The 24,874-nt window shown below is 68.1% G+C and carries 20 protein-coding genes; 7 read left to right on the top strand and 13 right to left on the bottom strand.

Features of this window, described 5'->3' with window-relative positions:
- Window positions 1-276: 276 nt before the first annotated feature.
- From AB0J10_RS19405 to thyX, 3 genes are all read right to left on the bottom strand, one after another.
- The gene (locus AB0J10_RS19405) at window positions 277-1,962 is read right to left on the bottom strand and encodes a ribonuclease J (RefSeq protein WP_363063103.1); all 1,686 of its coding nucleotides are present in this window, start codon (window positions 1,960-1,962) and stop codon (window positions 277-279) included.
- Between the two features lie 125 nt (window positions 1,963-2,087).
- Window positions 2,088-2,987 (bottom strand): 4-hydroxy-tetrahydrodipicolinate synthase, encoded by a 900-nt coding sequence (dapA, locus tag AB0J10_RS19400; RefSeq protein ID WP_363063101.1) that lies wholly within the window; start codon window positions 2,985-2,987, stop codon window positions 2,088-2,090.
- Between the two features lie 188 nt (window positions 2,988-3,175).
- Window positions 3,176-3,913: an FAD-dependent thymidylate synthase gene (gene thyX / locus AB0J10_RS19395; RefSeq protein WP_363063099.1), complete on the bottom strand. Its 738-nt coding sequence runs from the start codon at window positions 3,911-3,913 to the stop codon at window positions 3,176-3,178.
- A 191-nt stretch (window positions 3,914-4,104) separates the two neighbouring features.
- On the opposite strand from thyX, the gene AB0J10_RS19390 reads away from it, so the two are divergent.
- The gene (locus tag AB0J10_RS19390) at window positions 4,105-4,341 is read left to right on the top strand and encodes a hypothetical protein (protein ID WP_363063097.1); all 237 of its coding nucleotides are present in this window, start codon (window positions 4,105-4,107) and stop codon (window positions 4,339-4,341) included.
- Window positions 4,342-4,463: 122 nt separating this feature from the next.
- The gene (locus AB0J10_RS19385) at window positions 4,464-5,015 is read left to right on the top strand and encodes a hypothetical protein (RefSeq protein WP_363063095.1); all 552 of its coding nucleotides are present in this window, start codon (window positions 4,464-4,466) and stop codon (window positions 5,013-5,015) included.
- 214 nt (window positions 5,016-5,229) lie between these two features.
- Here the strand turns inward: AB0J10_RS19385 and AB0J10_RS19380 are convergent, their stop codons facing one another.
- From AB0J10_RS19380 to eccD, 6 genes are all read right to left on the bottom strand, one after another.
- Complete coding sequence (locus tag AB0J10_RS19380) at window positions 5,230-5,682, bottom strand: hypothetical protein (RefSeq protein ID WP_363063093.1); 453 nt, start codon at window positions 5,680-5,682, stop codon at window positions 5,230-5,232.
- 8 nt (window positions 5,683-5,690) lie between these two features.
- Entirely contained in the window at window positions 5,691-6,443 is a 753-nt protein-coding gene (gene dapB / locus AB0J10_RS19375) for a 4-hydroxy-tetrahydrodipicolinate reductase (protein WP_363063091.1), read from the bottom strand.
- Window positions 6,444-6,481: 38 nt separating this feature from the next.
- Window positions 6,482-7,861 (bottom strand): pitrilysin family protein, encoded by a 1,380-nt coding sequence (locus AB0J10_RS19370; protein ID WP_363063089.1) that lies wholly within the window; start codon window positions 7,859-7,861, stop codon window positions 6,482-6,484.
- The gene (locus AB0J10_RS19365; RefSeq protein WP_363063087.1) at window positions 7,858-10,083 is read right to left on the bottom strand and encodes a polyribonucleotide nucleotidyltransferase; all 2,226 of its coding nucleotides are present in this window, start codon (window positions 10,081-10,083) and stop codon (window positions 7,858-7,860) included. The genes AB0J10_RS19370 and AB0J10_RS19365 overlap by 4 nt, the downstream gene beginning before the upstream one ends.
- Window positions 10,084-10,364: 281 nt before the next feature.
- Entirely contained in the window at window positions 10,365-10,652 is a 288-nt protein-coding gene (gene rpsO, locus AB0J10_RS19360; RefSeq protein ID WP_059415298.1) for a 30S ribosomal protein S15, read from the bottom strand.
- Window positions 10,653-10,884: 232 nt separating this feature from the next.
- Window positions 10,885-12,384 carry a type VII secretion integral membrane protein EccD gene (eccD, locus tag AB0J10_RS19355; RefSeq protein WP_363063085.1) on the bottom strand — a complete coding sequence of 500 codons (1,500 nt, stop codon included), beginning with the start codon at window positions 12,382-12,384 and terminating at the stop codon, window positions 10,885-10,887.
- A gap of 223 nt (window positions 12,385-12,607) precedes the next feature.
- On the opposite strand from eccD, the gene eccCa reads away from it, so the two are divergent.
- The 5 genes from eccCa to AB0J10_RS19330 all read left to right on the top strand — a co-directional run bounded on the left by eccCa (window position 12,608) and on the right by AB0J10_RS19330 (window position 20,674).
- Window positions 12,608-16,588 (top strand): type VII secretion protein EccCa, encoded by a 3,981-nt coding sequence (eccCa, locus tag AB0J10_RS19350; RefSeq protein WP_363063083.1) that lies wholly within the window; start codon window positions 12,608-12,610, stop codon window positions 16,586-16,588.
- Window positions 16,589-17,146, top strand: a complete 558-nt coding sequence (locus AB0J10_RS19345) for a hypothetical protein (protein WP_363063081.1) — start codon at window positions 16,589-16,591, stop codon at window positions 17,144-17,146.
- 72 nt (window positions 17,147-17,218) lie between these two features.
- Entirely contained in the window at window positions 17,219-17,719 is a 501-nt protein-coding gene (locus tag AB0J10_RS19340; protein WP_363063079.1) for a hypothetical protein, read from the top strand.
- Between the two features lie 12 nt (window positions 17,720-17,731).
- Window positions 17,732-20,023, top strand: a complete 2,292-nt coding sequence (locus tag AB0J10_RS19335; protein WP_363063077.1) for a hypothetical protein — start codon at window positions 17,732-17,734, stop codon at window positions 20,021-20,023.
- A gap of 3 nt (window positions 20,024-20,026) precedes the next feature.
- Window positions 20,027-20,674, top strand: coding sequence for a hypothetical protein (locus AB0J10_RS19330; RefSeq protein ID WP_363063075.1), 648 nt, complete (start codon window positions 20,027-20,029; stop codon window positions 20,672-20,674).
- Window positions 20,675-20,996: 322 nt separating this feature from the next.
- Here the strand turns inward: AB0J10_RS19330 and AB0J10_RS19325 are convergent, their stop codons facing one another.
- The 4 genes from AB0J10_RS19325 to AB0J10_RS19310 all read right to left on the bottom strand — a co-directional run bounded on the left by AB0J10_RS19325 (window position 20,997) and on the right by AB0J10_RS19310 (window position 24,868).
- Window positions 20,997-21,293, bottom strand: a complete 297-nt coding sequence (locus AB0J10_RS19325) for a WXG100 family type VII secretion target (protein ID WP_336546298.1) — start codon at window positions 21,291-21,293, stop codon at window positions 20,997-20,999.
- 63 nt (window positions 21,294-21,356) lie between these two features.
- Complete coding sequence (locus tag AB0J10_RS19320; protein WP_336546299.1) at window positions 21,357-21,722, bottom strand: WXG100 family type VII secretion target; 366 nt, start codon at window positions 21,720-21,722, stop codon at window positions 21,357-21,359.
- Window positions 21,723-21,823: 101 nt separating this feature from the next.
- Window positions 21,824-23,086 carry a S8 family serine peptidase gene (locus AB0J10_RS19315; RefSeq protein ID WP_363063073.1) on the bottom strand — a complete coding sequence of 421 codons (1,263 nt, stop codon included), beginning with the start codon at window positions 23,084-23,086 and terminating at the stop codon, window positions 21,824-21,826.
- A gap of 24 nt (window positions 23,087-23,110) precedes the next feature.
- On the bottom strand, window positions 23,111-24,868 hold the full coding sequence (locus AB0J10_RS19310) for a hypothetical protein (RefSeq protein WP_363063071.1): 1,758 nt from the start codon (window positions 24,866-24,868) through the stop codon (window positions 23,111-23,113).
- Window positions 24,869-24,874 lie beyond the last annotated feature (6 nt).

Here is a 24,874-nt window from a genome sequence, read left to right as displayed (position 1 = left end):
TTCGGTGTTTCCAACCCTACCAGATCCGATTTCCGTTCCGTTCCCGGTTCGGAATTCATTTCCAGTGGCCGTTGGAGGGCCTTTCGCCTTTCGGCTGCCTTTCGGCGCGTCCGACTTTATCAGAGATTCTGAGTCGGATTTCCCGCCCCGTTGTGGGGACCTTTCGAGCACACATCGGCGCGTCGGTTTCCCTCGGGCGGAGACGCCAACGTACTGGAGCGGGGCGGCCCGATGCAAATCGAGGCCGCCCCGCTCCAGTACTCGGTCGACGGGTCGTCAGACCTCCACGACGACCGGCAGGATCATCGGCCGGCGGCGGTAGGTGTCGGAGACCCACTTGCCGATCGTGCGACGGATGAGCTGCTGCAGCTGGTGGGGCTCGGCGACGCCGTCGGCGGCGGACTTCTGGATGGCTTCCTCGATCTTGGGGATCACCGCGTCGAAGGCGCCGTCCTCGATGCCGGAGCCGCGGGAGTGGATGTTCGGCCCGCCCACGACCTTCCCGGTCGTGGAGTCGACGACGACGAAGACCGAGATGATGCCCTCCTCCCCGAGGATGCGGCGGTCCTTGAGGGAGGCCTCGGTGACATCGCCGACGGAGAGGCCGTCGACGTACACGTATCCCGCCTGGACCTTGCCGCTGATCCTGGCCTTGCCGTCCACCAGGTCGACGACGACTCCGTCCTCGGCGATGACGATGCGGTCCTTGGGAATGCCCGTCAGGGCCCCGAGCTCGGCGTTGGCGCGGAGGTGGCGCCACTCGCCGTGGACCGGCATGAGGTTCTTCGGCCTGCAGATGTTGTAGAAGTACAGCAGCTCGCCGGCGGAGGCGTGGCCGGAGACGTGGACCTTGGCGTTGCCCTTGTGGACGACGTTGGCGCCCCAGCGGCTGAGCCCGTTGATCACGCGGTAGACCGCGTTCTCGTTGCCCGGGATCAGCGAGGACGCCAGGATCACCGTGTCGCCCTGCACGATCCGGATCTGGTGGTCCCGGTTGGCCATACGGGACAGCGCCGCCATCGGCTCGCCCTGCGAACCCGTACAGATCAGAACGACCTTGTCGTCGGGCAGGTCGTCGAGCGTCTTGACGTCCACCACGAGCCCGGACGGCACCTTGAGGTACCCGAGATCGCGGGCGATACCCATGTTGCGAACCATGGACCGGCCGACGAAGGCGACCTTGCGACCGTACTCGTGGGCCGCGTCCAGGATCTGCTGTACACGGTGGATGTGGCTGGCGAAGCTCGCGACGATGATGCGCTTCCTGGCGTTCGCGAAGACACCGCGCAGCACGTTCGAGATGTCCCGCTCGGCGGGGACGAAGCCGGGGACCTCGGCGTTGGTGGAGTCGGACAGCAGGAGGTCGATGCCCTCCTCGCTCAGGCGTGCGAACGCATGCAGGTCCGTCAGGCGTCCGTCCATCGGGAGCTGGTCCATCTTGAAGTCGCCCGTGTGCACGACCATGCCCGCGGGTGTGCGGATGGCCACCGCGAGCGCGTCCGGGATGGAGTGGTTGACCGCGATGAACTCGCAGCCGAACGGGCCGACGTGCTCCTGCTGCCCCTCGGCGACCTCGAGGGTGTACGGGCGGATGCGGTGCTCCTGGAGCTTGGCCTCGATCAGCGCGAGGGTCAGCTTGGAGCCGATCAGCGGGATGTCCGGCTTGAGGCGTAGCAGATAGGGCACACCGCCGATGTGGTCCTCGTGACCGTGCGTGAGCACGATTCCCTCGACGTCGTCCAGGCGGTCCACGAGGGTGGTGAAGTCCGGCAGGATCAGGTCCACGCCGGGCTGCTCCTCCTCGGGAAAGAGGACACCGCAGTCGACGATCAGGATCCGGCCGTCGTACTCGAAGACGGTCATGTTGCGGCCGATCTCACCGAGACCGCCGAGTGGTGTGACGCGCAGGCCACCCTTGGGGAGCTTCGGCGGAGCGCCGAGTTCGGGATGCGGATGACTCAAAAGACTCTCCTCACGACGCGCGCCACGTACCGCTTGGGCACGTGGCGCGCATGACATTCGTGCACTTGCTGTTGTCGTCCGGTCATTTGTGTTCAGTCGGACGTATTCAGTTGTGAAGTCTGTGGTTACAGCTGTACCCCGCCGGCCGCGAGATCGATCTTCAGCTGAGCTGTCTCGGCCTCGCTGAGCTCGACGAGCGGGAGCCTCAGCGGGCCCGCGGGCAGGCCCTGGAGGGCGAGCGCGGCCTTGGTGGTGATGACGCCCTGGGTGCGGAACATGCCCGTGAAGACGGGGAGCAGCTTCTGGTGGATCTCGGTCGCCTTCTGCACGTCGCCCGCGGTGTAGGCATCGACCAGGGCACGGAGTTCCGGGGTGACGACGTGGCCGACCACGGAGACGAAGCCGATGGCGCCGACGGACAGCAGTGGCAGGTTGAGCATGTCGTCGCCCGAGTACCAGGCGAGTCCGCTTCGGGCGATGGCCCAGCTGGCACGGCCGAGATCGCCCTTGGCGTCCTTGTTGGCGACGATCCGCGGGTGGTCGGCCAGGCGCACGATCGTCTCGGTGTCGATGGGAACGCCGCTGCGGCCGGGGATGTCGTACAGCATCACCGGGAGTCCGGTGCTGTCGGCGATGGCCGTGAAGTTCCGGTACAGCCCCTCCTGCGGGGGCTTGTTGTAGTAGGGGGTGACGGCCAGCAGGCCGTGCGCGCCTGCGCGCTCGGCGGCACGTGCCAGTTCGATGCTGTGTCGGGTGTCGTTGGTACCGACCCCGGCGACCACGTGCGCCCGGTCGCCCACCGCCTCGAGGACGGCCCGGACGAGCTGGTCTTTCTCCGCGTTGCTGGTGGTCGGGGACTCACCGGTGGTGCCGTTGATGATCAGGCCGTCGTTGCCTGCGTCCACCAGGTGGGTGGCGAGCCGCTGCGCGCCGTCGAGGTCGAGCGCGCCGTCCGCCGTGAACGGCGTGACCATGGCGGTGAGGACCCGCCCGAAGGGGGTCTGCGGAGTCGAGATCGGTGCCATGGGTAACACGCTACTCGCTGCCCGGCGCGGAGGGTCCCCTTGGGGGACGTGACGTATCCCTGCTCAGTGGAGCCCGGCACTGCCTGCTCGGGGGTTCAAGCAGTGCCGGGTCCGTTTGATCAGCCTAGATGAACTTCTCGAAACGCCGCAATACGGACACCTAGTAAGGCTGACCGTACATCTGTGCCCTACGGGGCCACCCGGCCATTGGCATTGAAGGCCACGTAGGTCAGGGGCATGAGCCTGGCCCAGTGCTCCTCCATCCTCTCGCCGACCATCTCGATCTCCCGCTGCGGGAAGGACGGGACCTTGGCCATCTCGTGCTGGGTGCGCAGCCCCAGGAAGTGCATCAGCGAGCGGGCGTTGCAGGTCGCGTACATCGACGAGTAGAGACCGACCGGCAGGACCGAGCGGGCGACCTCGCGGGCCACACCGGCGTCGAGCATCTCCTGGTAGGCCTCGTACGCCTGGCGGTACGAGTCCGCCATCACCCGTCCGGTCAGCTCCTGCTGGGCCTGGGTGCCCTCCACGAAGACGTACTTGCCGGGACGGCCCTCCTGCACCAGCTTGCGCGACTCGTCCGGCACGTAGAAGACCGGCTGGAGCTCCCGGTACCTGCCGGACTCCTCGTTGTACGACCAGCCGACCCGGTGGCGCATGAACTCGCGGAAGACGAAGATCGGGGCGCTGATGAAGAAGGTCATCGAGTTGTGCTCGAAGGGGCTGCCGTGACGGTCCCGCATCAGGTAGTTGATCAGGCCCTTCGACCGTTCCGGGTCCTTGGAGAGCTCGTCCAGCGACTGCTCGCCCGCGGTGGAGACCCGGGCCGCCCAGAGCACGTCGGAGTCGCCGGCGGTGTGCTTCACCAGCTCGACTGTGACATCGCTGCGGAAGCTGGGCTTGATGTCGTCGGGGTTCCGGGTCACCGGCGGGGGTCCTTCCAGTCGCGTCGCACGGGCGGCGACCATTCTCTACGGTCGCTCGTTACAACGATGAGCGGGGGCGGACCGTCCCGGTTACCGCCCCGGCCGATTCGCTGGATTCGGGCACCAAACTCCGGTTATACGCGTCTGTACCAGTAGCCGTGTTTCGTCACACACCCCGAGGGGGCTGCTCCATGTTCCGCCGGCGAGAAGCCGTTCCGTTCGCGTTCGTCGCCGAGGCCGACCGATTCCGCAGCAATGTGGCCCCGCCGCCCCGGCGGCGGCCCAGCGCATCCCAGCTCGTCGGGCGTACGCTGATCGGTCTGACCGTGGTGAGCGGGCTGGTCGGGTCCCTGCTCTTCGGGCTCCCGGCGCTGGAGGCCCCGGTCTCCCCCAAGGCCCCGAGTCAGGCCCAGGACGAGGGTCGCTGACCCCCCGCCCCGGCCGATCCGCCGGGAAGCACCCCCATGGCCCCCCTGGAGTGGCCGGTCCTCGGCTGCCTCGGTAGCCTCACCGGTCACAACCCCGAAGTGGTGACGAGTGAGGACCAGCCGTGCCCCTGCCCTTTCTGACGGCAGACCGTGCCTTTGACGCCGCAGACGACGATGTCGCCCTGCCGTTCGATGATCACGATCTGTGGCGACGGCCGTACCGTCCCGGCCCCTGGCGGGTCGGCGGGGCGGCGCTGCTCCTGCTGCTGGCCTCGTTCGTACTGCTCGCGGCCATGGTCATCGCCTTCGCCGGTGCGCTGTCCGGAGCGGCGGTCTGTATCGGCACCGCCGCGCTGCTCATCTGCGGCGCGCTGCGCATCCTGCGCATGGGCACATGGGTGAGCCGGCACGGACTGCGGCACGTGGCCGTGGTCTCGACCACCACGCTCCCATGGGCGAAGGTGAAGACTCTGCGGACCGTGCAGCAGCCGGTCCGGTGGCTCGGGCTGCCGCGTACGGTCCAGGGCCAGGCGCTGGTGCTCGTCCGGGACGGGGACGAGCCGCTCACACTGCTCACCGATCACAACGGTGACTTCCTGTCGCGGGTCGAGGCGTTCGACCGCGCGGCCGACACCATCGAGGCGTGGGGCGCGGAGTACGGCCCGCGCCGCTGAGCCCGTCCCGTCGCCCCGCGCTCAAGAGCCCGCTTCTCACGCCCCCCCCTGTCGGGCGGCGGCCCGGCCCGCTGCCGTTCCACGCCCGGCCCGATCAGCCGCTCGGAGGCGGGGCGGCGCTGTGCGCGGTGCCGATCCCGCGCCACCCACCGGTTCAGGTGGGCCACCACCGAACGGGCCCGGGTCAGGCCCGGACGACGCCGGAGGAGCCGCGTCAGCCCGCGAACGGCCTTCCCTCGTGGAGCGCGATCGCGCGCTGCATCGCCTTGCGGGCCCGCGGGGTGTCCCTCGCGTCGTGGTAGGCGACCGCGAGCCGGAACCAGCAGCGCCAGTCGTCGGGCGAGTCCTCGGTCTCCGCACGGCGCCTGGCGAAGACGGCGTCGGCGGAGTCGCGATCGATGCGCCCACCGGGCGTACGGACCAGCTCGTCGACGGGCAGTGCGCCCTCGGCGTCGAGTTCCGCCGCCAGCGCGTTGGCCTTCCTCACGAACTGGGTGTTCTTCCAGAGGAACCACAGGCCGATCACCGGCAGGATCAGCACCGCCACGCCGAAGGTCACGGTGAGCGGGGTGCCGTGCTCGATGAGCAGCACGCCCCGGCTGCCGACCAGGACGAAATAGACGACCAGGACGGCGGCCGTGACGAAGTACGTGATCTTGGCGCGCACGGGGATCCTCAGCCGAGATCGAGGTAGTTCTCGAGGCCGAAGGTCAGCCCGGGCGTGTCCACGACCCGGCGCACCCCGAGGATGATGCCCGGCATGAAGCTGCTGTGGTGCAGGGAGTCGTGGCGGATGGTGAGGGTCTCGCCCTCGCCGCCGAGCAGCACCTCCTGGTGGGCGAGCAGGCCGCGCAGCCGTACGGCGTGCACCGGAACCCCGTCGACGTCCGCGCCGCGCGCGCCGTCGAGGGCGGTCACCGTGGCGTCCGGCTGCGGGGCGCATCCGGCCTCGGCGCGAGCCGCGGCGATCAGCTGCGCCGTACGGGTGGCGGTGCCGGACGGAGCGTCCGCCTTGTTCGGGTGGTGCAGTTCCACGACCTCGACCGACTCGAACCAGCGGGCGGCCTGGGCGGCGAACTTCATGGTGAGGACGGCGCCGATGGAGAAGTTGGGTGCGATCAGCACCCCGGTCTCCGGCGAGGCCGCCAGCGACGTCCGCAGATGCGTGAGACGCTCGTCGGTCCAGCCGGTGGTGCCGACGACTGCGTGGATGCCGTGGCGCACACAGAAGTCGAGGTTGCCCATGACCGAGGCAGGGGTGGTCAGTTCGACGGCCACCTGGGCGCCGGTCTCGACGAGGGTCTCCAGCTTGTCGCCCCGGCCCAGTGCCGCGACGAGTTCCATGTCGGCGGCGGCTTCGACGGCCCGCACGGCCTCGGAACCGATGCGGCCCTTGGCACCGAGGACGGCCACGCGCAGCTTGCTCATTGCTCTGCTCTCTCTACGGGACAACGGGACGGCGGGGACTACGAGACTGATGTGTGCAGGCGGTCGGCCTGCTTGTCCTTCAGCGGGCCGATGACCGACAGCGAGGGCCGCTGCCCCAGGACCTCCCTGGCGACCGCGCGGACGTCGTCGGGGGTGACCGCGGCTATGTTCGCCAGCATGTCGTCGACGGACATCTGGGCACCCCAGCACAGCTCGCTCTTGCCGATGCGGTTCATGAGCGCGCCGGTGTCCTCCAGACCGAGGACGGTCGAGCCGGAGAGCTGGCCGATGGCACGGTCGATCTCGTCGTCGGGCAGTCCCTCGCCGGCGACCCGGTCGAGCTCGTTGCGGCAGATCTTCAGCACGTCGTGGACCTGGTTGGGGCGGCAGCCGGCGTAGACGCCGAAGAGTCCGCAGTCGGCGAAGCCCGAGGTGTACGAGTACACGCTGTACGCAAGGCCGCGCTTCTCCCTGACCTCCTGGAACAGCCGCGAGGACATACCACCGCCGAGCGCGGTGTTCAGCACTCCGAGCGCCCAGCGCCGGTCGTCGGTACGGGCGAGGCCGGGCATGCCGAGGACGACGTGCGCCTGCTCGGTGCGGCGGTCGAGGACCTCCACACGGCCTGCGGTCCGCAGCTTCCGCCGGCCGTCGCGCGGGGCGACGGGCCGGGCGTCCGTGCGGGTCAGGGCGCCGGCCTGCTCGAAGGCCCTGCGGACCTGCCGCACCACGGTCGCGTGGTCGATGTTGCCCGCCGCGGCGACGACCAGATGGGTCGGGTCGTAGTGCTTGCGGTAGAAGCGGGTGATCTGCGAGCGGTTCAGTGCGTTGATCGTGTCGACGGTGCCGAGGACGGGGCGGCCGAGGGGGGTGTCACCGAACATGGTGCGCGCGAAAAGGTCGTGCACGACGTCGCCGGGGTCGTCCTCGGTCATCGCGATCTCCTCGAGGATGACGCCGCGCTCGGCGTCCACGTCCTCGTCGAGGATCAGCGAGCCGGTGAGCATGTCGCAGACGACATCGATCGCCAGCGGCAGGTCCGTGTCGAGCACCCGCGCGTAGTAGCAGGTGTACTCCTTCGCCGTGAAGGCGTTCATCTCGCCGCCGACCGCGTCGACGGCGGCGGAGATGTCGAGGGCGGAGCGCCTGTGCGTGCCCTTGAAGAGGAGGTGCTCGAGATAGTGGGTGGCGCCGTTCAGCGAGGGCGTCTCGTCGCGCGAGCCGACATGGGCCCAGATGCCGAAGGTCGCGGAGCGCACGGACGGCAGGGTCTCGGTGACGATGCGCAGTCCCCCCGGGAGGGTGGTCTTGCGGACCGTGCCGATGCCGTGCTCGCCCCGGAGAAGCGTTTGGGTACGGGCGACGGCCCGCGCCTCCGAGGAGGTGCGGGCCGTCGTCCTGGCACTACGGGACGTCACTTGTCGGCGTCGTCCTTCTTCTCGCCGTCCTCGGCGCCGTCCTCGCCCTCGATCACGGGGATGAGGGAGAGCTTGCCGCGCTGGTCGATCTCGGCGATCTCGACCTGGACCTTGGCGCCCACCGCGAGCACGTCCTCGACGTTCTCCACGCGCTTGCCGCCGGCCAGCTTGCGGATCTGCGAGATGTGCAGCAGGCCGTCCTTGCCCGGGAGCAGCGAGACGAACGCGCCGAAGGTGGTGGTCTTGACGACCGTGCCCAGGTAGCGCTCGCCGACCTCCGGCATGGTCGGGTTGGCGATGCCGTTGATCGTGGCGCGGGCGGCCTCGGCGGCCGGGCCGTCGGCGGCACCGATGTAGATCGTGCCGTCGTCCTCGATCGTGATCTCGGCGCCGGTGTCCTCCTGGATCTGGTTGATCATCTTGCCCTTGGGGCCGATGACCTCGCCGATCTTGTCCACGGGGATCTTCACGGTGATGATCCGCGGGGCGTTCGGGGACATCTCGTCCGGGGTGTCGATCGCTTCCATCATCACGTCGAGGATGTGGAGGCGGGCGTCACGGGCCTGCTTGAGGGCCGCGGCCAGGACGGAGGCCGGGATGCCGTCCAGCTTGGTGTCGAGCTGGAGGGCGGTGACGAACTCCTTGGTGCCGGCGACCTTGAAGTCCATGTCACCGAAGGCGTCCTCCGCACCGAGGATGTCGGTGAGGGCGACGTAGTGCGTCTGGCCGTCGATCTCCTGGGAGATCAGTCCCATGGCGATACCGGCGACCGGGGCCTTCAGCGGCACACCGGCGTTCAGCAGCGACATGGTGGAGGCGCAGACGGAGCCCATGGACGTCGAGCCGTTGGAGCCGAGGGCCTCGGACACCTGGCGGATCGCGTACGGGAACTCCTCGCGGCTCGGGAGCACCGGCACGATGGCGCGCTCGGCGAGGGCGCCGTGGCCGATCTCGCGGCGCTTCGGCGAGCCCACGCGGCCGGTCTCACCGACGGAGTACGGCGGGAAGTTGTAGTTGTGCATGTAGCGCTTGCGGGTCACCGGGGAAAGGGTGTCCAGCTGCTGCTCCATACGGAGCATGTTGAGGGTGGTGACGCCCAGGATCTGGGTCTCGCCACGCTCGAACAGGGCCGAGCCGTGCACCCGCGGGATGGCCTCGACCTCGGCGGCGAGCGTACGGATGTCCGTGACGCCGCGACCGTCGATGCGCTTCTTCTCCTTGATGACGCGCTCGCGGACCAGGGACTTGGTCAGCGAGCGGTACGCGGCGGAGATCTCCTTCTCGCGGCCCTCGAACTCCGGCAGGAGCTTCTCGGCGGCCAGCGCCTTCACCCGGTCGAGCTCGGCCTCGCGCTCCTGCTTGCCGGCGATGGTGAGCGCCTCGGTGAGTTCGCTCTTGACCGCGGCGGTGAGGGCCTCCAGGACGTCGTCCTGGTACTCCAGGAAGACGGGGAACTCGCCGGTCGGCTTGGCGGCCTTGGCGGCGAGGTCGGCCTGGGCCTTGCACAGGACCTTGATGAAGGGCTTCGCGGCCTCGAGGCCGGCGGCGACGATCTCCTCGGTCGGCGCCTCGGCACCGCCCTTGACGAGCTCGACGGTCTTCTCGGTGGCCTCGGCCTCGACCATCATGATCGCGACGTCGCCGTCCTCCAGGACGCGCCCCGCGACCACCATGTCGAACACGGCGTTCTCGAGCTCCGAGTGGGTCGGGAAGGCGACCCACTGGCCGTCGATCAGCGCGACACGGGTGCCGCCGATCGGGCCGGAGAAGGGCAGGCCGGCCAGCTGCGTGGAGCAGGAGGCGGCGTTGATCGCGACCACGTCGTACAGGTGGTCGGGGTTGAGCGCCATGATCGTCTCGACGATCTGGATCTCGTTGCGCAGGCCCTTCTTGAAGGACGGGCGCAGCGGCCGGTCGATCAGGCGGCAGGTCAGGATCGCGTCCTCGGACGGCCGGCCCTCACGGCGGAAGAAGGAGCCGGGGATCTTGCCCGCGGCGTACATCCGCTCCTCGACGTCGACCGTCAGGGGGAAGAAGTCCAGCTGGTCCTTGGGGTTCTTGGACGCTGTGGTGGCCGACAGCACCATGGTGTCGTCGTCCAGGTACGCCACGGCGGAACCGGCGGCCTGCTTGGCCAGGCGGCCCGTCTCGAAGCGGATCGTACGGGTGCCGAAGGAGCCGTTGTCGATGACGGCTTCGGCGTAGTGGGTCTCGTTCTCCACCAGCGATATCTCCTCGTCTGCGTCCTCCGGCCCGCGTGGCGGGAGGACGGTGGCGGAGAAGCGCGCCTTGCGTGCGGGCCGGTCTTCGATCGAAGCTCCCGGTCGGCATGGCTTCCGGGGGCCACTACCGAGGACCGGCGGCGGAGGGGCGCTCCTCCTCGTTCGGTATTCCGTTTTCGGTATTGCGTTGTGCGACCAGACTACAAAGCGTCTGTGACTCTCCGCACGTACAGCAAAGGGAGCGGCCCCCTGGAAGTGGGAACCGCTCCCTCCACGTCGTCCTACTTGGCGCCCGCGGCACCACGGCGGATGCCGAGGCGGTCGACCAGCGTACGGAAGCGCTGGATGTCCTTCTTGGCCAGGTACTGCAGCAGCCGGCGGCGCTGACCGACCAGGATCAGCAGACCACGGCGGGAGTGGTGGTCGTGCTTGTGGGTCTTGAGGTGCTCGGTCAGGTCCGAGATGCGGCGGGAGAGCAGCGCGACCTGGACCTCGGGGGAGCCGGTGTCGCCCTCCTTGGTGCCGAACTCGGACATGATCTGCTTCTTCGTGGCGGCGTCGAGAGACACTCGGTACTCCTCTTGGTGTTCGATGCGCCTGCGAGTGCCCCTGGTCTTGGTCTCAGGGGAGCTTCCGTGACTCGGAGGCGAAGGCGCGATGGGCGCTGCACCCAGAGCCTGCCGGCTCCGGGGATCGCGTACACAAACGGCCGTCACACAGAGTACCAGCTCCCCGGGCCCCGGCAGGGCGCCCACCCTGCCGGGGGACCCGTCGCGGGCTTTCGGCGGCGCCCCCGGCGTCTCAGGAGGTCAGCGCCCGGATGGAGTGGTAGACCCCGAAGACCGCCAGGCACAGCGGTACGAGCGTGAGCAGCACGAACGTCTCCGCGATCTCCAGGAAGCGGCCCCAGAAGGGGGTGACGCCCTTGCGCGGGACGATCAGCCCGATGGCGATGATCACCGCGCCGACGCCGGCGACCGCGGCGGACAGCCACACCGTGCGGATGTCGAGGCCCGTGCCGTCGCCCTTCAGAGCGGCCACGACGAGCTCGGTGGGCGGGTTCAGTGACAGTCCGAGCCCCAGCAGCACCAGCGAGCCGAGGCCGGCCGCGAGGGCGCACCCGACCTGCGCCGTGTAGCGGAAGAGGTGGGCGCGCATCAGCATGGCGATGCCGGTGGCCAGGGCCAGCAGCCGGCCCCAGACGTCGTCGGAGAACCCGAGCACCGCGGCGGAGCCGACGGCCAGCAGGGCGCAGCCGCCGACGAGGCCGACGAGCAGTTCATGGCCGCGACGGGCCTGGGCGGCGATCCGCTCGGCGTCGACCGGGCCCTGCGGCTCCGGGTCGCCGCCGTAACCGCCGACCGCGGTGCGCGGGGGCTCGAACCCGACGGGGAGGCGGGCGAAGCGGGTGGACAGGCCCGGCAGGAAGGCGAGGGCCCCGACGGCGAGGGGGGCACAGACCGCGGCGGTCTCGGACGGCTCCATCCCGGTCGTGATCGCGACGAAGGTGACGAGCGTGCCGACGGCGGCGGCGAAGGCGAACGCCACGAAGGGCCCGTCCCCGCCGGGCGCGACCATCATCAGGATCACCGCCGCCACCAGTACGGCGGCGCAGGCCAGCAGGAACTGCAGCCGCCCGACGCCCTGGCCGGACGCCACCGGCAGCAGCCCGGCCCCGGCGACCGCGGCGTTCGCCATCGATCCGATCCCGAGGGCGACGGCGGCCCCGCGGTCCGCGTACACCCGGGCACGTACACAGGCGAGCGCGAGCAGCAGCACCCCGGCGACGGCGGCGAGGACGCCCGGCAGGCCGTGCGTGTCGTGGCGCGGATCGGCCGACCACAGCACGAAGGCGAGCAGCACGAGCAGCACCGAACCGCCGGAGAGGCCCGCACCGCGCATCAGGCCGTCCGTCCACAGCGTGCGGTCGCGGGCGACCGCGGACGCCACGGCGTCGGAGACGTCGTCGAAGACGGCCGGGGGCAGCGAATCGGCGAAGGGCCGCAGCGAGAGCAGCTCTCCGTCGAGGATGCGTTGGGAGATGAGGGACCGCGCGCTGTCGAGCACGGTGCCGTCGCGGCGGACCAGGTGGTACCCGACCGGTGCGCCCTCCGCCGGGCTCTGCCCCGACAGCCGCAGGATCTCGGGGTAGAGGTCGGCGAGCGGGAGGTCCTCCGGCAACGCCACGTCCACCCGGCCGTCGGGCGCGACGACGGTGATCCGGCAGAAGCCGGTGCCGCCGCCGGACGGAGTCGCGGGAGCCGGCCGGCCCGTTCCGGTGCCCGCCGCTGGGGCCGTCATACTCACCTGCTGCATCCCCTCGTGATTCGCATGGACCGTCGGGCCGAGCCGCGTTCCGAATGACCCTTTTTTTGCGGTAGTTCATGCGTGCGCAAACACGTCGGGCCACCCTACCGCCCGTCTCCGCACCCCCGCGCAAGTAGGATCCCTCCCCGCGGATGGAACCCGTCGCCACGGGGGCGCCGATAGGAACATTTCCGTCCGGCAAGGGAATTGGTGAGCTGTGAGTCAGATCGTCGTCAAGCGCCCACCACGGGTCCTGCCGTCCGAAGTGCCCGGTGAGCCGGTGCAGCTGCAACCACCGCCCGAACTGCCGAGGGGACAGCAGGAGGGCGCGCTCATGCAGTTGCTGCCGATGCTCGGTATGGGCGGTTCCGTCGTCTTCTTCTTCATGACGCCGAACCCCATCATGCGGATCATGGGCATGGTGATGATCGCGTCCACGGTCGCGATGGCGATCGCGATGCTCGTGCGCTACCGGCGGGGCACCCAGGGGGAACTCGCCGGACTGCGGAGGGACTACCTCAAGTACCTGACGCAGACCAGGCGTACGGTCCTCAGGACCGCCCGGCTGCAGCGGGACGCCCAGTACTACCTGCACCCGTCCCCCGAGCAGCTGTGGGCGCTGGTGGCCGAGGGCAGCCGGGTGTGGGAGCGGCGGGTCGCCGACGACGACTTCGGTCAGGTGCGCATCGGGCTCGGCAGCCAGCAGCTGGCGACTCCCCTGGTGGCGCCCGAGACGGCGCCCGTGGACGAGCTGGAGCCGCTGACCGCGGGCGCGATGCAGAAGTTCCTCACGACCCACGGCACACTCGACGGCCTGCCGATGGCGGTGTCCCTGCGGGCCTTCTACCACCTCACGGTGAGCGGCGAGCCGGACTCGGTACGGTCGGCGGCGCGGGCCATGGTCGGTTCCCTCGCCTCGCTGCACTCCCCCGAGGACCTGGTCGTCGCGATCGCTGCGGACCCCGCGACGGCGGGTCACTGGGAGTGGGCCAAGTGGCTGCCGCACGTGCAGGCACCGGGACCGGGCGACGGCGCCGGCAGCCGGCGTCTCATCACCACCGACGCGCGCGACCTGCAGGACATGCTCGCGAGCCGCCTCGAGGGGCGCCCCCGCTTCCAGGGCCCCCACAACCCGCTGCTCGACCAGCCGCACCTCGTCGTCGTCCTCGACGGGCCGTCCGTGCCCCCGATGTCTCCGCTCGCCGCCGCCGAGGGCCTCCAGGGCGTGACGCTGATCGAGGTCGTCCCGGGCGAGATGAACGCCCCCCGCGGCGGGCTGTCCGTCGTCGTGCACCCGGACTCCCTCCAACTGGAGTCGGGGCACGGCCTGGTCTACGACGGCGCCCCGGACCGGCTGAGCGTCGAGGCCGCCGAGGCGCTCGCCCGGCAGCTCGCACCGCTCCGGGTCGCCACGGGCGGGGACGACGACGAACCGCTGCTGGCCAACCTGGAGTTCACCGATCTGCTCAACCTCGGCGACGCCGCCTCCGTCGACGTCAGCCGCACCTGGCGGCCGCGTTCGCAGGCCGAACGGCTGCGGGTGCCGATCGGCGTGGGTGAGGACGGCTCTCCGGTCATGCTCGACCTGAAGGAAGCCGCGCAGGAGGGCATGGGCCCGCACGGGCTGTGCGTCGGTGCGACCGGTTCCGGCAAGTCCGAACTGCTGCGCACACTGGTGCTCGGTCTCGCCGTGACCCACTCGTCGGAGACCCTCAACTTCGTTCTCGCGGACTTCAAGGGCGGCGCGACGTTCGCGGGCATGTCGCAGATGCCGCACGTGGCCGCGGTGATCACCAACCTGGCCGACGACCTCACTCTGGTCGACCGCATGGGCGACTCCATCCGGGGTGAGCTGAACCGCCGCCAGGAACTGCTCCGCGACGCCGGCAACTACGCCAACATCCACGACTACGAGAAGGCACGCGCGGCGGGTGCTGCGCTGCAGCCCATTCCGTCGCTCGTGCTCGTCATCGACGAGTTCAGCGAACTGCTCACCGCCAAGCCCGACTTCATCGAGATGTTCGTCCAGATCGGCCGCATCGGACGGTCCCTCGGCGTCCATCTGCTGCTGGCCTCGCAGCGCCTGGAGGAGGGGCGGCTGCGCGGCCTGGAGACGTATCTGTCGTACCGGGTCGGTCTGCGGACGTTCTCGGCGGCCGAGTCGCGCGCGGCCATCGGCGTGCCGGACGCCTACCACCTGCCCAACGTCCCCGGCTCCGGGTACCTGAAGTTCGGTACCGACGAGATGGTGCGCTTCAAGGCGGCTTACGTCTCGGGCGTGTACCGGGCGAACGGACAGCAGACGGTCGCACCGGGCGGGCCGCTGCCCGTGGACCGCAGGCCGGTGACGTTCACGGCCGCAGCGGTACCGGTACGGTACGTCGAGTCGGCCGTGCAGGCGTCGGTGCCCGAGGCGCGCAGGCCCGAGGACGACGCGCTCGCCGACTCGGTGCTCGACGTGATCGTGCGGCGGCTCGAGGGCCGTGGCGCGGAGGCGCACCAGGTGTGGCTGCCGCCGCTGGACAACCCGCCGCCGCTGGACGAGATCCTGCCCGGTCTGTCGCCGGTGGAGGGCCGGGGGCTGACGCAGCCGGGCTTCGAGGGTGCGGGCAAGCTCGTCGTCCCGCTGGGCGTCGTCGACAAGCCCTTCGAGCAGCGCCGTGACGTGCTCCACCGGGACTTCTCCGGGGCCGCCGGCCATATGCAGATCATCGGTGGCCCCCAGTCCGGCAAGTCGACACTGCTGCGGACGATCATCTCGGGCTTCGCACTCACCCACACCCCGCACGAGGTGCAGTTCTACGGGCTGGACTTCGGTGGCGGCGGTCTGTCGTCGGTCGCCGGCCTGCCGCACGTGGGCGGTGTCGCCTCACGTCTCGACCCGGAGAAGGTCCGGCGGACGGTGGCCGAGGTGTACGGCGTCATGACGCGCCGCGAGGAGTACTTCCGCAGCGCGGGCGTCGACTCCATCGCCACCTACCGCAGGCTCCGGGCGCGCGGCGACATCTCCGTGGCGGAGCAGCCCTGGGGGGACGTGTTCCTGGTCATCGACGGCTGGGGGAACTTCCGCACGGACTACGAGGGGCTGGAGTCGGCGGTGCTCGACATCGCGGCCCGCGGTCTCGGCTACGGCATCCATGTGATCCTCACGGCATCCCGCTCCATGGAGGTCAGGGCCAACCTCAAGGATCACCTGATGAACCGGCTCGAGCTGCGGCTGGGCGACACCATGGACTCCGAACTGGACCGCAAGGCCGCGGTCAACGTGCCCACAGGCGTACCGGGCCGTGGTCTGACTCCAGAGACACTGCACTTCATGGCCGCGGTACCCCGCATCGACGGCATCAGTTCCGACAGCGACCTGTCCGAGGCCACGGCAGCCATGACGCAGGAGGTGTCCCGGCACTGGACTGCACCGGGGGCACCGCCGGTCCGGCTGCTTCCCCGCACGCTTCCCGTGGAGGGCCTGCCTGCCGGGTACGCGGAGCCGAAGCGGGGCATCGCCTTCGCCATCGACGAGAACAACCTCGAACCGGTCTTCGCCAACTTCGAACGCGACCCTTTCTTCCTGGTGTTCGGTGAGAGCGAGTCAGGCAAGTCGAACCTGCTGCGACTACTGATCAAGCAGTTGGCCGAGCGCTACGACGGGGACTCCTGCAAGTTCTTCGTCATCGACAACCGGCGCGCGCTGCTGGACGTGACCCCCGCCTCCCACCTGGCGGAGTACGTCCCCATGTCCAACAACATGGACCACCATGTGGACGCCCTGTCGGACCTCATGCAGCGCCGCACCCCGTCGGCGGACGTCACCGCCCAGCAGCTGCGCGACCGGAGCTGGTGGCGGGGGCCGTCGGTCTTCGTCGTCGTCGACGACTACGACCTGGTCTCCACGTCGAGCGGCAACCCGCTGGCGAAACTCACCGAGCAGCTGCCGTTCGCCCGGGACGTCGGCGTCCGCTTCATCATCGCCCGCAGCGCCGCGGGAGCGAGCCGGGCGGCCTACGAGCCGTTTCTGCAGCGGATGATGGAGCTCGGCGCTCAGGGTGTGCTTCTGTCCGGCGACCCGCAGGAAGGCGACATCCTCGGCGGAGTCCGTATGCGCCCGATGCCGGCGGGTCGGGGCTTCTTCGTCTCCCGTCAGCGGGGGAACCCGCTGGTGCAGACCGGGCAGATGCCCCATGTGCACGGGGAGAGCTGAGTGATAGGCGCGGCTGCATTCATCGGGTTCTTCGCGGTGGTCTTCCTCGCCTTCGCGGTGTTCGCCGACCCACGCAGACTCTGGTGGCGGTACCGGGCACCGCACTTCGAACACCCGGAGGCTCACGAGCCGCCGACGGCGTCCTTCACGGTGTGCCGTGTCGTCATGGTGGTCCTGGCTGTCTACCTCGGCTGGCAGGCGGTGGGGCTGCTGCGCCTCGCCGGGGTGTTCGAGACCCGTCCCGACCATGCGGAGGTCCTCGACCGCCTCAAGTCCGCGGTGGGTGTCATCGAGACGGACAAGAACGGCGGCCGTTACAAGGTGCCGGGCCGGGAGGGCTCGTGGGGTGATTTCATCAATCCACTGCTCGAAGGGCCGGGAGACGATCCCTATGCGTCTCTGGTCTCCGAAGCCGGGGATGTGGAGCGCTACGAAGTGGACGGAATCTGCCTGACGGTCACCGCCACGCCGTTGCCCGGCCAGTCCGAAATGGCGCACGCAGTCGGCACCCTCATGTACAGCGTCACGACCGATGTCGTGGACAGTCCTTGCACATGATCCCAGACACTGAATAGGTTGATCGATAAATGAGCGTTCGGTCGAACGTGGCACGGGGGAAGGAATATCGCGATGGCCTGGGATGAGTGGGAGCAGCTGAAGGCCGCGGCTGCAGAGCGGCAACCTGATCGGATGCAGATCAACGGGCTGCCTCCGGAGGACAGGCCCAACGCCGGAAATTCACAGGGTGATCTCAAGGTCTCCCAGGCGGACCTGGCGAAGATAGGGGACGAGGCCTTCAAGCTCTACAACCGGCTGTGGAAGGAAGCACGCGTCACCAGCACTGACTCGTGCGGAGCCGACTTGGACACTCAAGGCTTCGCCCTCGGCAAGGCCCTGCAGCACGTTTCCACGAGGTGGGACAAACAGCTCGGCACCGTCATGGATGCGTGCGCACTGATCTCGAACCACATGGACTTCACGAAGAACGCACACCAAGGCGACGAAATCTTCATCGAGCGCCACGTCAGTAGCATTTATGTGCTGGACGACGGGTTTGACGAGTCGTATGCACCGCCCGGGGAGAAGAACGCGGTGTACGGCGAAAAGAGCAAGAAGGACGAGAAGGGCTAGGGACGATCGCTCATGGATTTCGAATCCCTCCACTCGGCCAACTTCAAGCTGCTCGACGACGTGGTCACCGACTGGACGAATGCGCTCACCAGGCTCGCGGACCTGGAGAGGGACGCGCAGGAAGGCCTGCAGGGGAAGTCCGCCAAAGCGAACTGGGCCGGCTACAACGCCACGGTCTCGCGGGAGTTCATCGGCAAGACCGCCGGGGAGTTCCAGGACGCCCACACGCAGGCGACGTCGATCCGCAACATCATCCGTGACACTCGCGACGAGCTGAAGACCCAGCAGAGACTGCTGAAGGAAGCCGTGGAGCGGGGGAGGAACAAGCACCTCACCGTCACCGCGTCGGGCAGCGGGTTCACCGTCCGCGAGAATCCCGACGAGAAGGCTCCCGGAGGGCAGAAGGACGCCGAGGCTTTGCGCGACGAGCTCCAGGGCATCATCAACCAGGCCACGGAGATCGACAGCTCCGCCTCCACCGCCCTCAAGGCTCTCGTGGACCTCACCGACTACGGCTTCGCGGGTGTGAGCCAGAAGGACCGCGACTCGGCGATCGCCTCCCTCAAGGCGGCCGAGAGGCTGGCCGCGCTGGCCAAGAAGAAGCCCGAGGACCTCACCGTCAAAGAGTTCGACGAGCTCAACGCCGGCTTGAAGGAGCACTCCGGCGACGAGATGTTCGCCGAGCACTTCGCCGCGACGCTCGGTGCAAAGGGAACCCTGGAGTTCTGGGCCGGCGTCAATTCTCCCTTCTCGAACCGGGAACTCTTCTCAGACCGGCGCGAGCAGTTCGACGAGCTGCAGAAGCATCTCAGCCTCACGCTGGCCAACGCCACACAGGCGGACACGCCTGAGATGTCGAAGTGGAAGTACGAGATGACCGACCTCGGTAGCCAGACCGTCGGCAAGCAGGGCACCACCATGGGCTTCCAGGTCATGAGCAACCTCATGCGGTGGGGCAACTTCGAGGACCGGTTCCTGAAGGATTACGGCTCCGCCCTCATGGAGACCGAGAAGAGGTTCAGCAGCAACGGCCGCCACACGGCAACGGTATGGACCCGAATGGGCATGGACCCGGACCTCAACCGAACCGGCACCGACTCCGGCTCGGATCCGGTGATCGGCTTCATGAAGGCGCTCTCGAACAGCCCGGATGCGGCGACCGACTTCTTCAACGATTCCTTCGTCACGAAGGACGAGGACCACGAGTTCCTGCGCGACACGGACGGTGACGGCAACAAGGGCAAGGTTGGCCTCAGCAACTTCCAGTACCTTTTCGAGGAGCGTGACTGGCCCCCCGAGACGGACGACAAGGGTAAGGACAGCATCGCGGGTCGCAACAACCTGGCCCTTGCGCTGGAAGCGGCGACGACCGGCCATCCGGCGGGACAAATGCCCACGGCGGATACGCCCGCGCACAATGCCGAGCAGGCAAAGCTGGTGGAGAACATCTTCGCCTCGGTGTCCGAGAACCCCGAGCGACTGACCAAGTACGGCTACATGTCCGACAGTCTTGGCCAGATCGCGGCCGAGTACATGCCCGACATACATCGAGGACTACATCCCGGAGAAAAGCGGGAAGAAGACTTGTTCCCGGTGGCCGGAACCGCGGCGAAGCTGAAGGAGGTGGATGTCACTCGCTTCCTGTACACGGTCGGCCAGAACCCGGACGGTTACGCCTCGATCAACGCAGGACAGACGATCTACACCACCTCTCTCATGGAGTACCACTTCGCTCATCCCGAGGCATACCTGCCCGACAAGAATTTCGATGCGAACGAGAATCTCAAGAAGACGATCGAGGACATCGGAAGAGTCGCCGGAGAAATCGAAGGGACCATCGGAGCCGGGCGGGCATACGCGAACGAGCTGGACGGAGGCGCCAAGGACAAGGAGTTCAACGACGCCATCGAAACCACGGCCACCTGGGTGGGCACGGGCATCGGCATCGGAGTCGGCCTCGGCACGGCGCCCATGGTCGGACCAGGCGGCATCGTGGCCGGAGACGTGGCCGGGACCGCTGCGGACGAAATCCTTGGCAGCCTCACCGAAGGGCTTCTGAAGGACAGCTCGGACGAGGTCATCTACAGCAACGGCCAGGAGATAGACGACACCCGGAACTCCACGTACACACTCGTGGAGACAGCTGCCCAGAAGGCGGGCGAAAGCGCAAAGAACCCTTCACCCCACATTGTCTCCGCTGCCGCGACCGCAGCAGAACAGGGCTTCAGCAACGCTCAGGCCAATCTCGACAGTTTCATCGAAGGCCAGGGAGTACCCCGCCAACTCGACACCAAGAAGGACTGATTCATGGCCGCCCCGACAAAGAAGGTTGTGATCCCGCTCGCGTCCCTGATGTGCGTCGCATCGGCCTGCGGCGCGGCGTACGCTTTCGGATTTCCTCCGTTCGAGCGGCGCGGCGACATCAGGGCGGGCGAGGTGTGCGAGTCCCTCGGCAGTTCGGCGCAGGTGGTCCCCGCCCTTGAGGACTCGCTCCCGAGCGATCCCGAGTACCGATTCCAGAACAGGCTGAGTGGCAGGGACATCACATCGGAGAGCTCCGATTACACCGCCGACTGTCTCGTGTGGGGTGAGGGCGGACTCCTTCTCAGCAGCAGGACCGAGATGATCCTGACGGAGACAGCCGAAAGTTCGGCCTCCGACGTGCGCAGGTGGGCGACATCAGCACTCGACACCCGGGAATCCGACATCAAGAACTTCAACGCAGGCACCGCAGGCGTGACCGCGCCGCGCAAGGCGGCGGTCCTGGTGCCCTGCGCGTCGCCAGGGCGGATCCCAGGTGGGGCCTACAGCCTCAGTGTCGTTGTCGACTTGAGGAGACAGGCCGAATCGGGGGAATCCGCGATCCGCCAGGACTTGATCGACCTGGCGGTCAGTGCGGCGCACTTCTCCCACACGAAGGCGAAGTGCGATCTTCCATCCAAGCTTCCTGGGTAAGGGCTGCCCAGCGGGCCTTCCGACCTGCCTCGTGAATACAGAAGTTGGGCTGACAGCATGCTGAAGCCCCTGTAGACGGGTTCTCGATCAGAGAACCGTCTCCAGAGGCTTCACATGCTTGCCACCCGTCGGGAGTCACGTGTCCAGCCCCGCCTTCCGCTGCCTCACGCAGCAGTTGCGGCGGCACTGCCGCACAATCGGCTCCTGGCTGCGGTGGGGACACGCCCGCGGGGTCTGTGGTGAACAGGCAGGCGAAGGAGCGTCAGGGTGGGCACCTCCCGCACGTGCCCACCCTGATGCTGTCTTTGTGGTGCTCAGCTCACTAGAAGTGGCTGGCCGCCTTCTTGTCGCCGGCCTGGTAAGCCGGGGCCGCCTCGCGGACAGCCCGGGCGATTCCCTTGAGCGCCGTGTGGATGGCCCTCGTCTCCTGGTCCCACTTCTTGTGGGCGCCGTCGGCCGCGGTCTTGGCCTCGCCCTCGAAGGTGCTGGAGATGCCACGGATCTTCGTCTGGATGGCTTCCAGGGACTGGTCCAGGCGAGCCGCCTGCTTCTCGATCGTCGAGGCCGCCTGCTCCAGCGACGAGTAGGTGACGAGCATCATGTCGTTCTGTTGTGACACGGGACCTCCAAGTGCCCTTTAAATCTGCTTGCTGTCTTGCTGCGAGACCGACGTTTGCGTCCGTCAGTACCCGGCGATGTTCGAGGTGGCCTGCCGCGTCGCTCCAGCGTCACCCGAGAAGCCGGCGGTCACATCTACGCCGCGGAGAGCGGCCTCGACCTCGGACTCGGTGTTGCCTGCGGTGGTACGGGTGACCTGAATGGCTTCCTGGAAGTTGAGAAGCAGCTTGGCGATGCGCACCATGCCCTGGTTGATCTCGTTCTGCTTCACATCGAAGGCACCGGCGCCGATGCCCTTCCAGTTGCCTTCGAGGCTGTCGATGACGCCCTGGAGGTTCTTGAGCTGCCCCTTGACGTCTTCGAAGTTCCTGCTGATTTCGTCCTGGAAGTCCTTGAGACTCTGGTCTCCGACCTTCTGGACTCCTGCCATGGGTCCCTCTCCCTCTGTTGCTTCTCACTGGGCCGCGTTCGTGCCGATTTGCACGCACGGCGATGGTCTGTGGGGCTCCGGTAAAGGAGCGGGGGTCGCTGTCAGGCGGTGCGCCGTCGACGCACCACGACGAAGGCCGCACCTGCGAGGACCACGACGACTGCGGCGGCTCCGCCGAGGATGAGGCCCGTCCCGTTGCCGCCGCCGGCGGTCTTCTTGCTAGCGCCTGCAGCGGCTGCGTCGGAAGCGGGCTTGTCCTTCGGTGCCTGCGACGAAGCCGGCGAGGACGGTGCGGCTGAGCCTGCGGGCGCGGCGCCGCTCGTCCTCTTGTTGGTCAGAGGACTGAGGTTGGGGTCGCCCGGCTTACCGAGACCACGGTTGATGTGCGCGTTGGGGCGGACGATGCCGTGGCCGAGGTAGTTGCTGAGGGTGCCTTCCTTGGAACCCTCGGGCCGGGCCGCGCTCTCGAACATGACCCGGAGGACCTGGTTCGCGGTCCAGTCTGGGTGGAGAGACCAGATCAGTGCGGCGGAGGCGGAGGTGAGCGCAGTTGCCGAGCTGGTGCCGCCGTCACCGTCGCAGTAGCGGGTGAAGGTTGTGTCGCACCAGCCGGGGATGTCGTTGCCGGGGGCGGCGATATCAACGAAGTCGCCGTGCTGGGAGTAGTCGGCGACCCGACCATCCCTGTCCGTCGCGGCGACGCCGACCACCTCCGGATAGTTGGCGGGGTACAGCGGCTTGTTGCCCTTCTTGGCTTCGTTGCCAACGGCCGCGAAGAACAACTTCCCCTTCCTTTCAGCGTACTTGACGGCATCAATTTCTTGCTGAGTCATGTACTCGCTGCCGAAGGACATGCTGATGATCCGAGCATCACTGTCTGCGGCAAATCGAATGGCCTCTTCCGCGTCATGGGCGTTCACCGATTCCCTGTTCTGCAGATCAGTGTCAGAGATCCGCAAGGGTAGGATCTTCACCCCTGGGGCGAGACCTTTCAAGCCACCGCCTTCGCCCGTACCTGCGATCAGTTCGGCCATGTTCGTACCGTGGCCGCTGTAGTCGTCCGTGGCGTCGCCTTTGGCACTCGATGCATCCAGACCTTTCAGGACCTTGCCCTTCAAGGAAGGTATGGAGGAGTTCACTCCTGAGTCGATGACAGCAACGGTGATGCCCTCGCCGGTCGTCTTCTCCCAGATCTCCTCGGCATGCATCGCGTCCAGGTACCACTGCTTGGAGCGCATGTCCGCCGCGACAGCGACCGGGGCCATACCGATCAGGGCGGTGGCACATGCTCCTGCCAGTGCCACGGTGAATGCGAGAGCCTGCCGGGAGGCGCGACCCCGCATCCGGCTCGTTCCTGCTGTCATCCCGACTTCCGAACCTTCCTGTGCCTAGTCGATCACTGGCGGTACAGCACCGCGTCGCTGCGCTTTCCACGTCTGCTCGTCCTCAGTCAGGTAGTCAGGGCGCTTGGATTCACCACGCTCCTGATCCTGGCCATTGGACTGCCGTTGACCGGCCCTGAATCCGGGCGCAGTTCCCGAAGCCCGCGGCGTGCCTTGGACCCCGTTGCGTGGCATCCCGACGACACCGTTGACAGTCGGCGTGCCCTTTCCGGCTGCCCGATGCGCGGCATTGCCTGCACCGGAACCGATGACACCGGACTGGCCGGGCCTCGCGGCAGAGCCACGTTGGGCGAAAGTCTCGGCACCGATGACAGTGCCCTTCGGCATACGTGAGCCGGCGTCGCCCGAGACTGGGCGCTGTGGGGTTCCTCCGATGACGCCGTTCGAGTGGCCGGCGCGTCCGCCGGCCGAAGGCGTCTGGCCCGTGCGGCCGGCTGCGGATGGGCCGGCAGCACCCGGCCGGCCGACAGCAGGACTTTGCCCGGAAGTGCCCACGGCACCTGCTCGCCCTGCGGCGCTGCCAGTTCCCAGGGAGCCCGAGGGACGACCGAGAGCGCCTTGCGCGCCCGACGCGGTGGGGCTTCCGGCAACGCCATGCCGGCCGACTGCTCCTGCGCGTCCCGTAGCCGGGGCATTGTTGCCGGGCGCGCTGGGGCGGCCAACCGCGTTGGCGCCGGAACTTCCACCAGCTCGTGGCACGCCCGACGTACCCGTGACTCGCCGTGGCAACCCCTGTACAGGGGTGCCGAAGGCGGGTGGCACGGAAGAGAGTGGGCCTCCTGGGTTACCCGGCATACCCGTGGCAGATGAGGGCGGTGTTCCGCCGGGCGTCACGGTCGGGGCGTGGGGAGTCACCACGCTGTCGATCTCCATCGCCGTGTTCCGCTCCGTCACCGGCGGGGCCGTGTCGAGGGCCCCAGTTCGCGGTCCGCCACCTGCAGTACTCGTCCCACCTTGGTCAGCGCCTGACTGCCTGATGTCGCTCGAGGGTCCGGCACTGAGCCCCGCGTTTGCAGAGGAATCGCCCCACCTTCTGCCCAGTGTCGGCCGCGGCACGTCCGCGCTCAACGCCTTCGGAAACGTCGGCGCCTCCTGCGCGGCCAGCGATTCCTCCGACACCGCGTAGAAGGACGCCAGGCGGTTCATCTGGTTGATGGCCTCCTGGCGGTTCTTCTCGACCTTGACGGCCTCCATGTACTCCGGGTTGTTCTCCTTGTTCGGAGTCAGCGCGAAGTCCTCGACCGTCTTCGCCACCAGGCGGCTGTCGCGTTCCCTTGGCATGGAGTTGCGGACCGAGGTCAGGCCCGTGCTCGCGACCGTCATCTGCGTGCCTGCGGCGTTGGCGAACGTGGCCAGCGCATAGGCGTGCTTGGCCAGGGCGTCGCCGAAGCGCTTGAACTCGGTTGCGGCCTCGCCCTTCCACTCGACCCTGCCGACGTAGTCCGCGAGTTCCTTCGCGGCCTTGTTGAGGGCGTTCTTCGCCTTGACGAGAGCCTCGCCCGCGCTCTCCAGATCCGCGGGATTGGAGTTCTCCACGAGGTCGAGCATTTCGTTGAGCTGCCTGGCCTCGAAGTCCGTCCTGCCGAAGAACCCTCCGGGCCCGCTGCCACTACCGAGGCCGATGTCGTCCATTATCGTCGCGAAGCGTTCGAAGGCGTCCGTCGCGCCGAACCGGGCCCGGATCTGTGTTGCGTCTTCCGCCTGCTGCTGCTCGGGGGTCAGCGGCTTCTTGTTCTCACTCATCGGCGA

The organism is Streptomyces sp. NPDC049887, assembly GCF_040656535.1.
Classification (GTDB): Bacteria; Actinomycetota; Actinomycetes; order Streptomycetales; family Streptomycetaceae; genus Streptomyces.
This window is presented reverse-complemented; position numbering and strand designations above follow the sequence as displayed.

What these genes read in the sequence shown, in the direction of transcription:
- dapA (WP_363063101.1), bottom strand. Translation starts at nt 2,987, where the DNA reads ATGGCACCGATCTCGACTCCGCAGACCCCCTTCGGGCGGGTCCTCACC.
- AB0J10_RS19390 (WP_363063097.1), top strand. Translation starts at nt 4,105, where the DNA reads ATGTTCCGCCGGCGAGAAGCCGTTCCGTTCGCGTTCGTCGCCGAGGCC.
- dapB (WP_363063091.1), bottom strand. Translation starts at nt 6,443, where the DNA reads ATGAGCAAGCTGCGCGTGGCCGTCCTCGGTGCCAAGGGCCGCATCGGT.
- eccD (WP_363063085.1), bottom strand. Translation starts at nt 12,384, where the DNA reads ATGACGGCCCCAGCGGCGGGCACCGGAACGGGCCGGCCGGCTCCCGCG.
- AB0J10_RS19340 (WP_363063079.1), top strand. Translation starts at nt 17,219, where the DNA reads ATGGCCTGGGATGAGTGGGAGCAGCTGAAGGCCGCGGCTGCAGAGCGG.
- AB0J10_RS19335 (WP_363063077.1), top strand. Translation starts at nt 17,732, where the DNA reads ATGGATTTCGAATCCCTCCACTCGGCCAACTTCAAGCTGCTCGACGAC.
- AB0J10_RS19330 (WP_363063075.1), top strand. Translation starts at nt 20,027, where the DNA reads ATGGCCGCCCCGACAAAGAAGGTTGTGATCCCGCTCGCGTCCCTGATG.
- AB0J10_RS19320 (WP_336546299.1), bottom strand. Translation starts at nt 21,722, where the DNA reads ATGGCAGGAGTCCAGAAGGTCGGAGACCAGAGTCTCAAGGACTTCCAG.
- AB0J10_RS19315 (WP_363063073.1), bottom strand. Translation starts at nt 23,086, where the DNA reads ATGACAGCAGGAACGAGCCGGATGCGGGGTCGCGCCTCCCGGCAGGCT.
- AB0J10_RS19310 (WP_363063071.1), bottom strand. Translation starts at nt 24,868, where the DNA reads ATGAGTGAGAACAAGAAGCCGCTGACCCCCGAGCAGCAGCAGGCGGAA.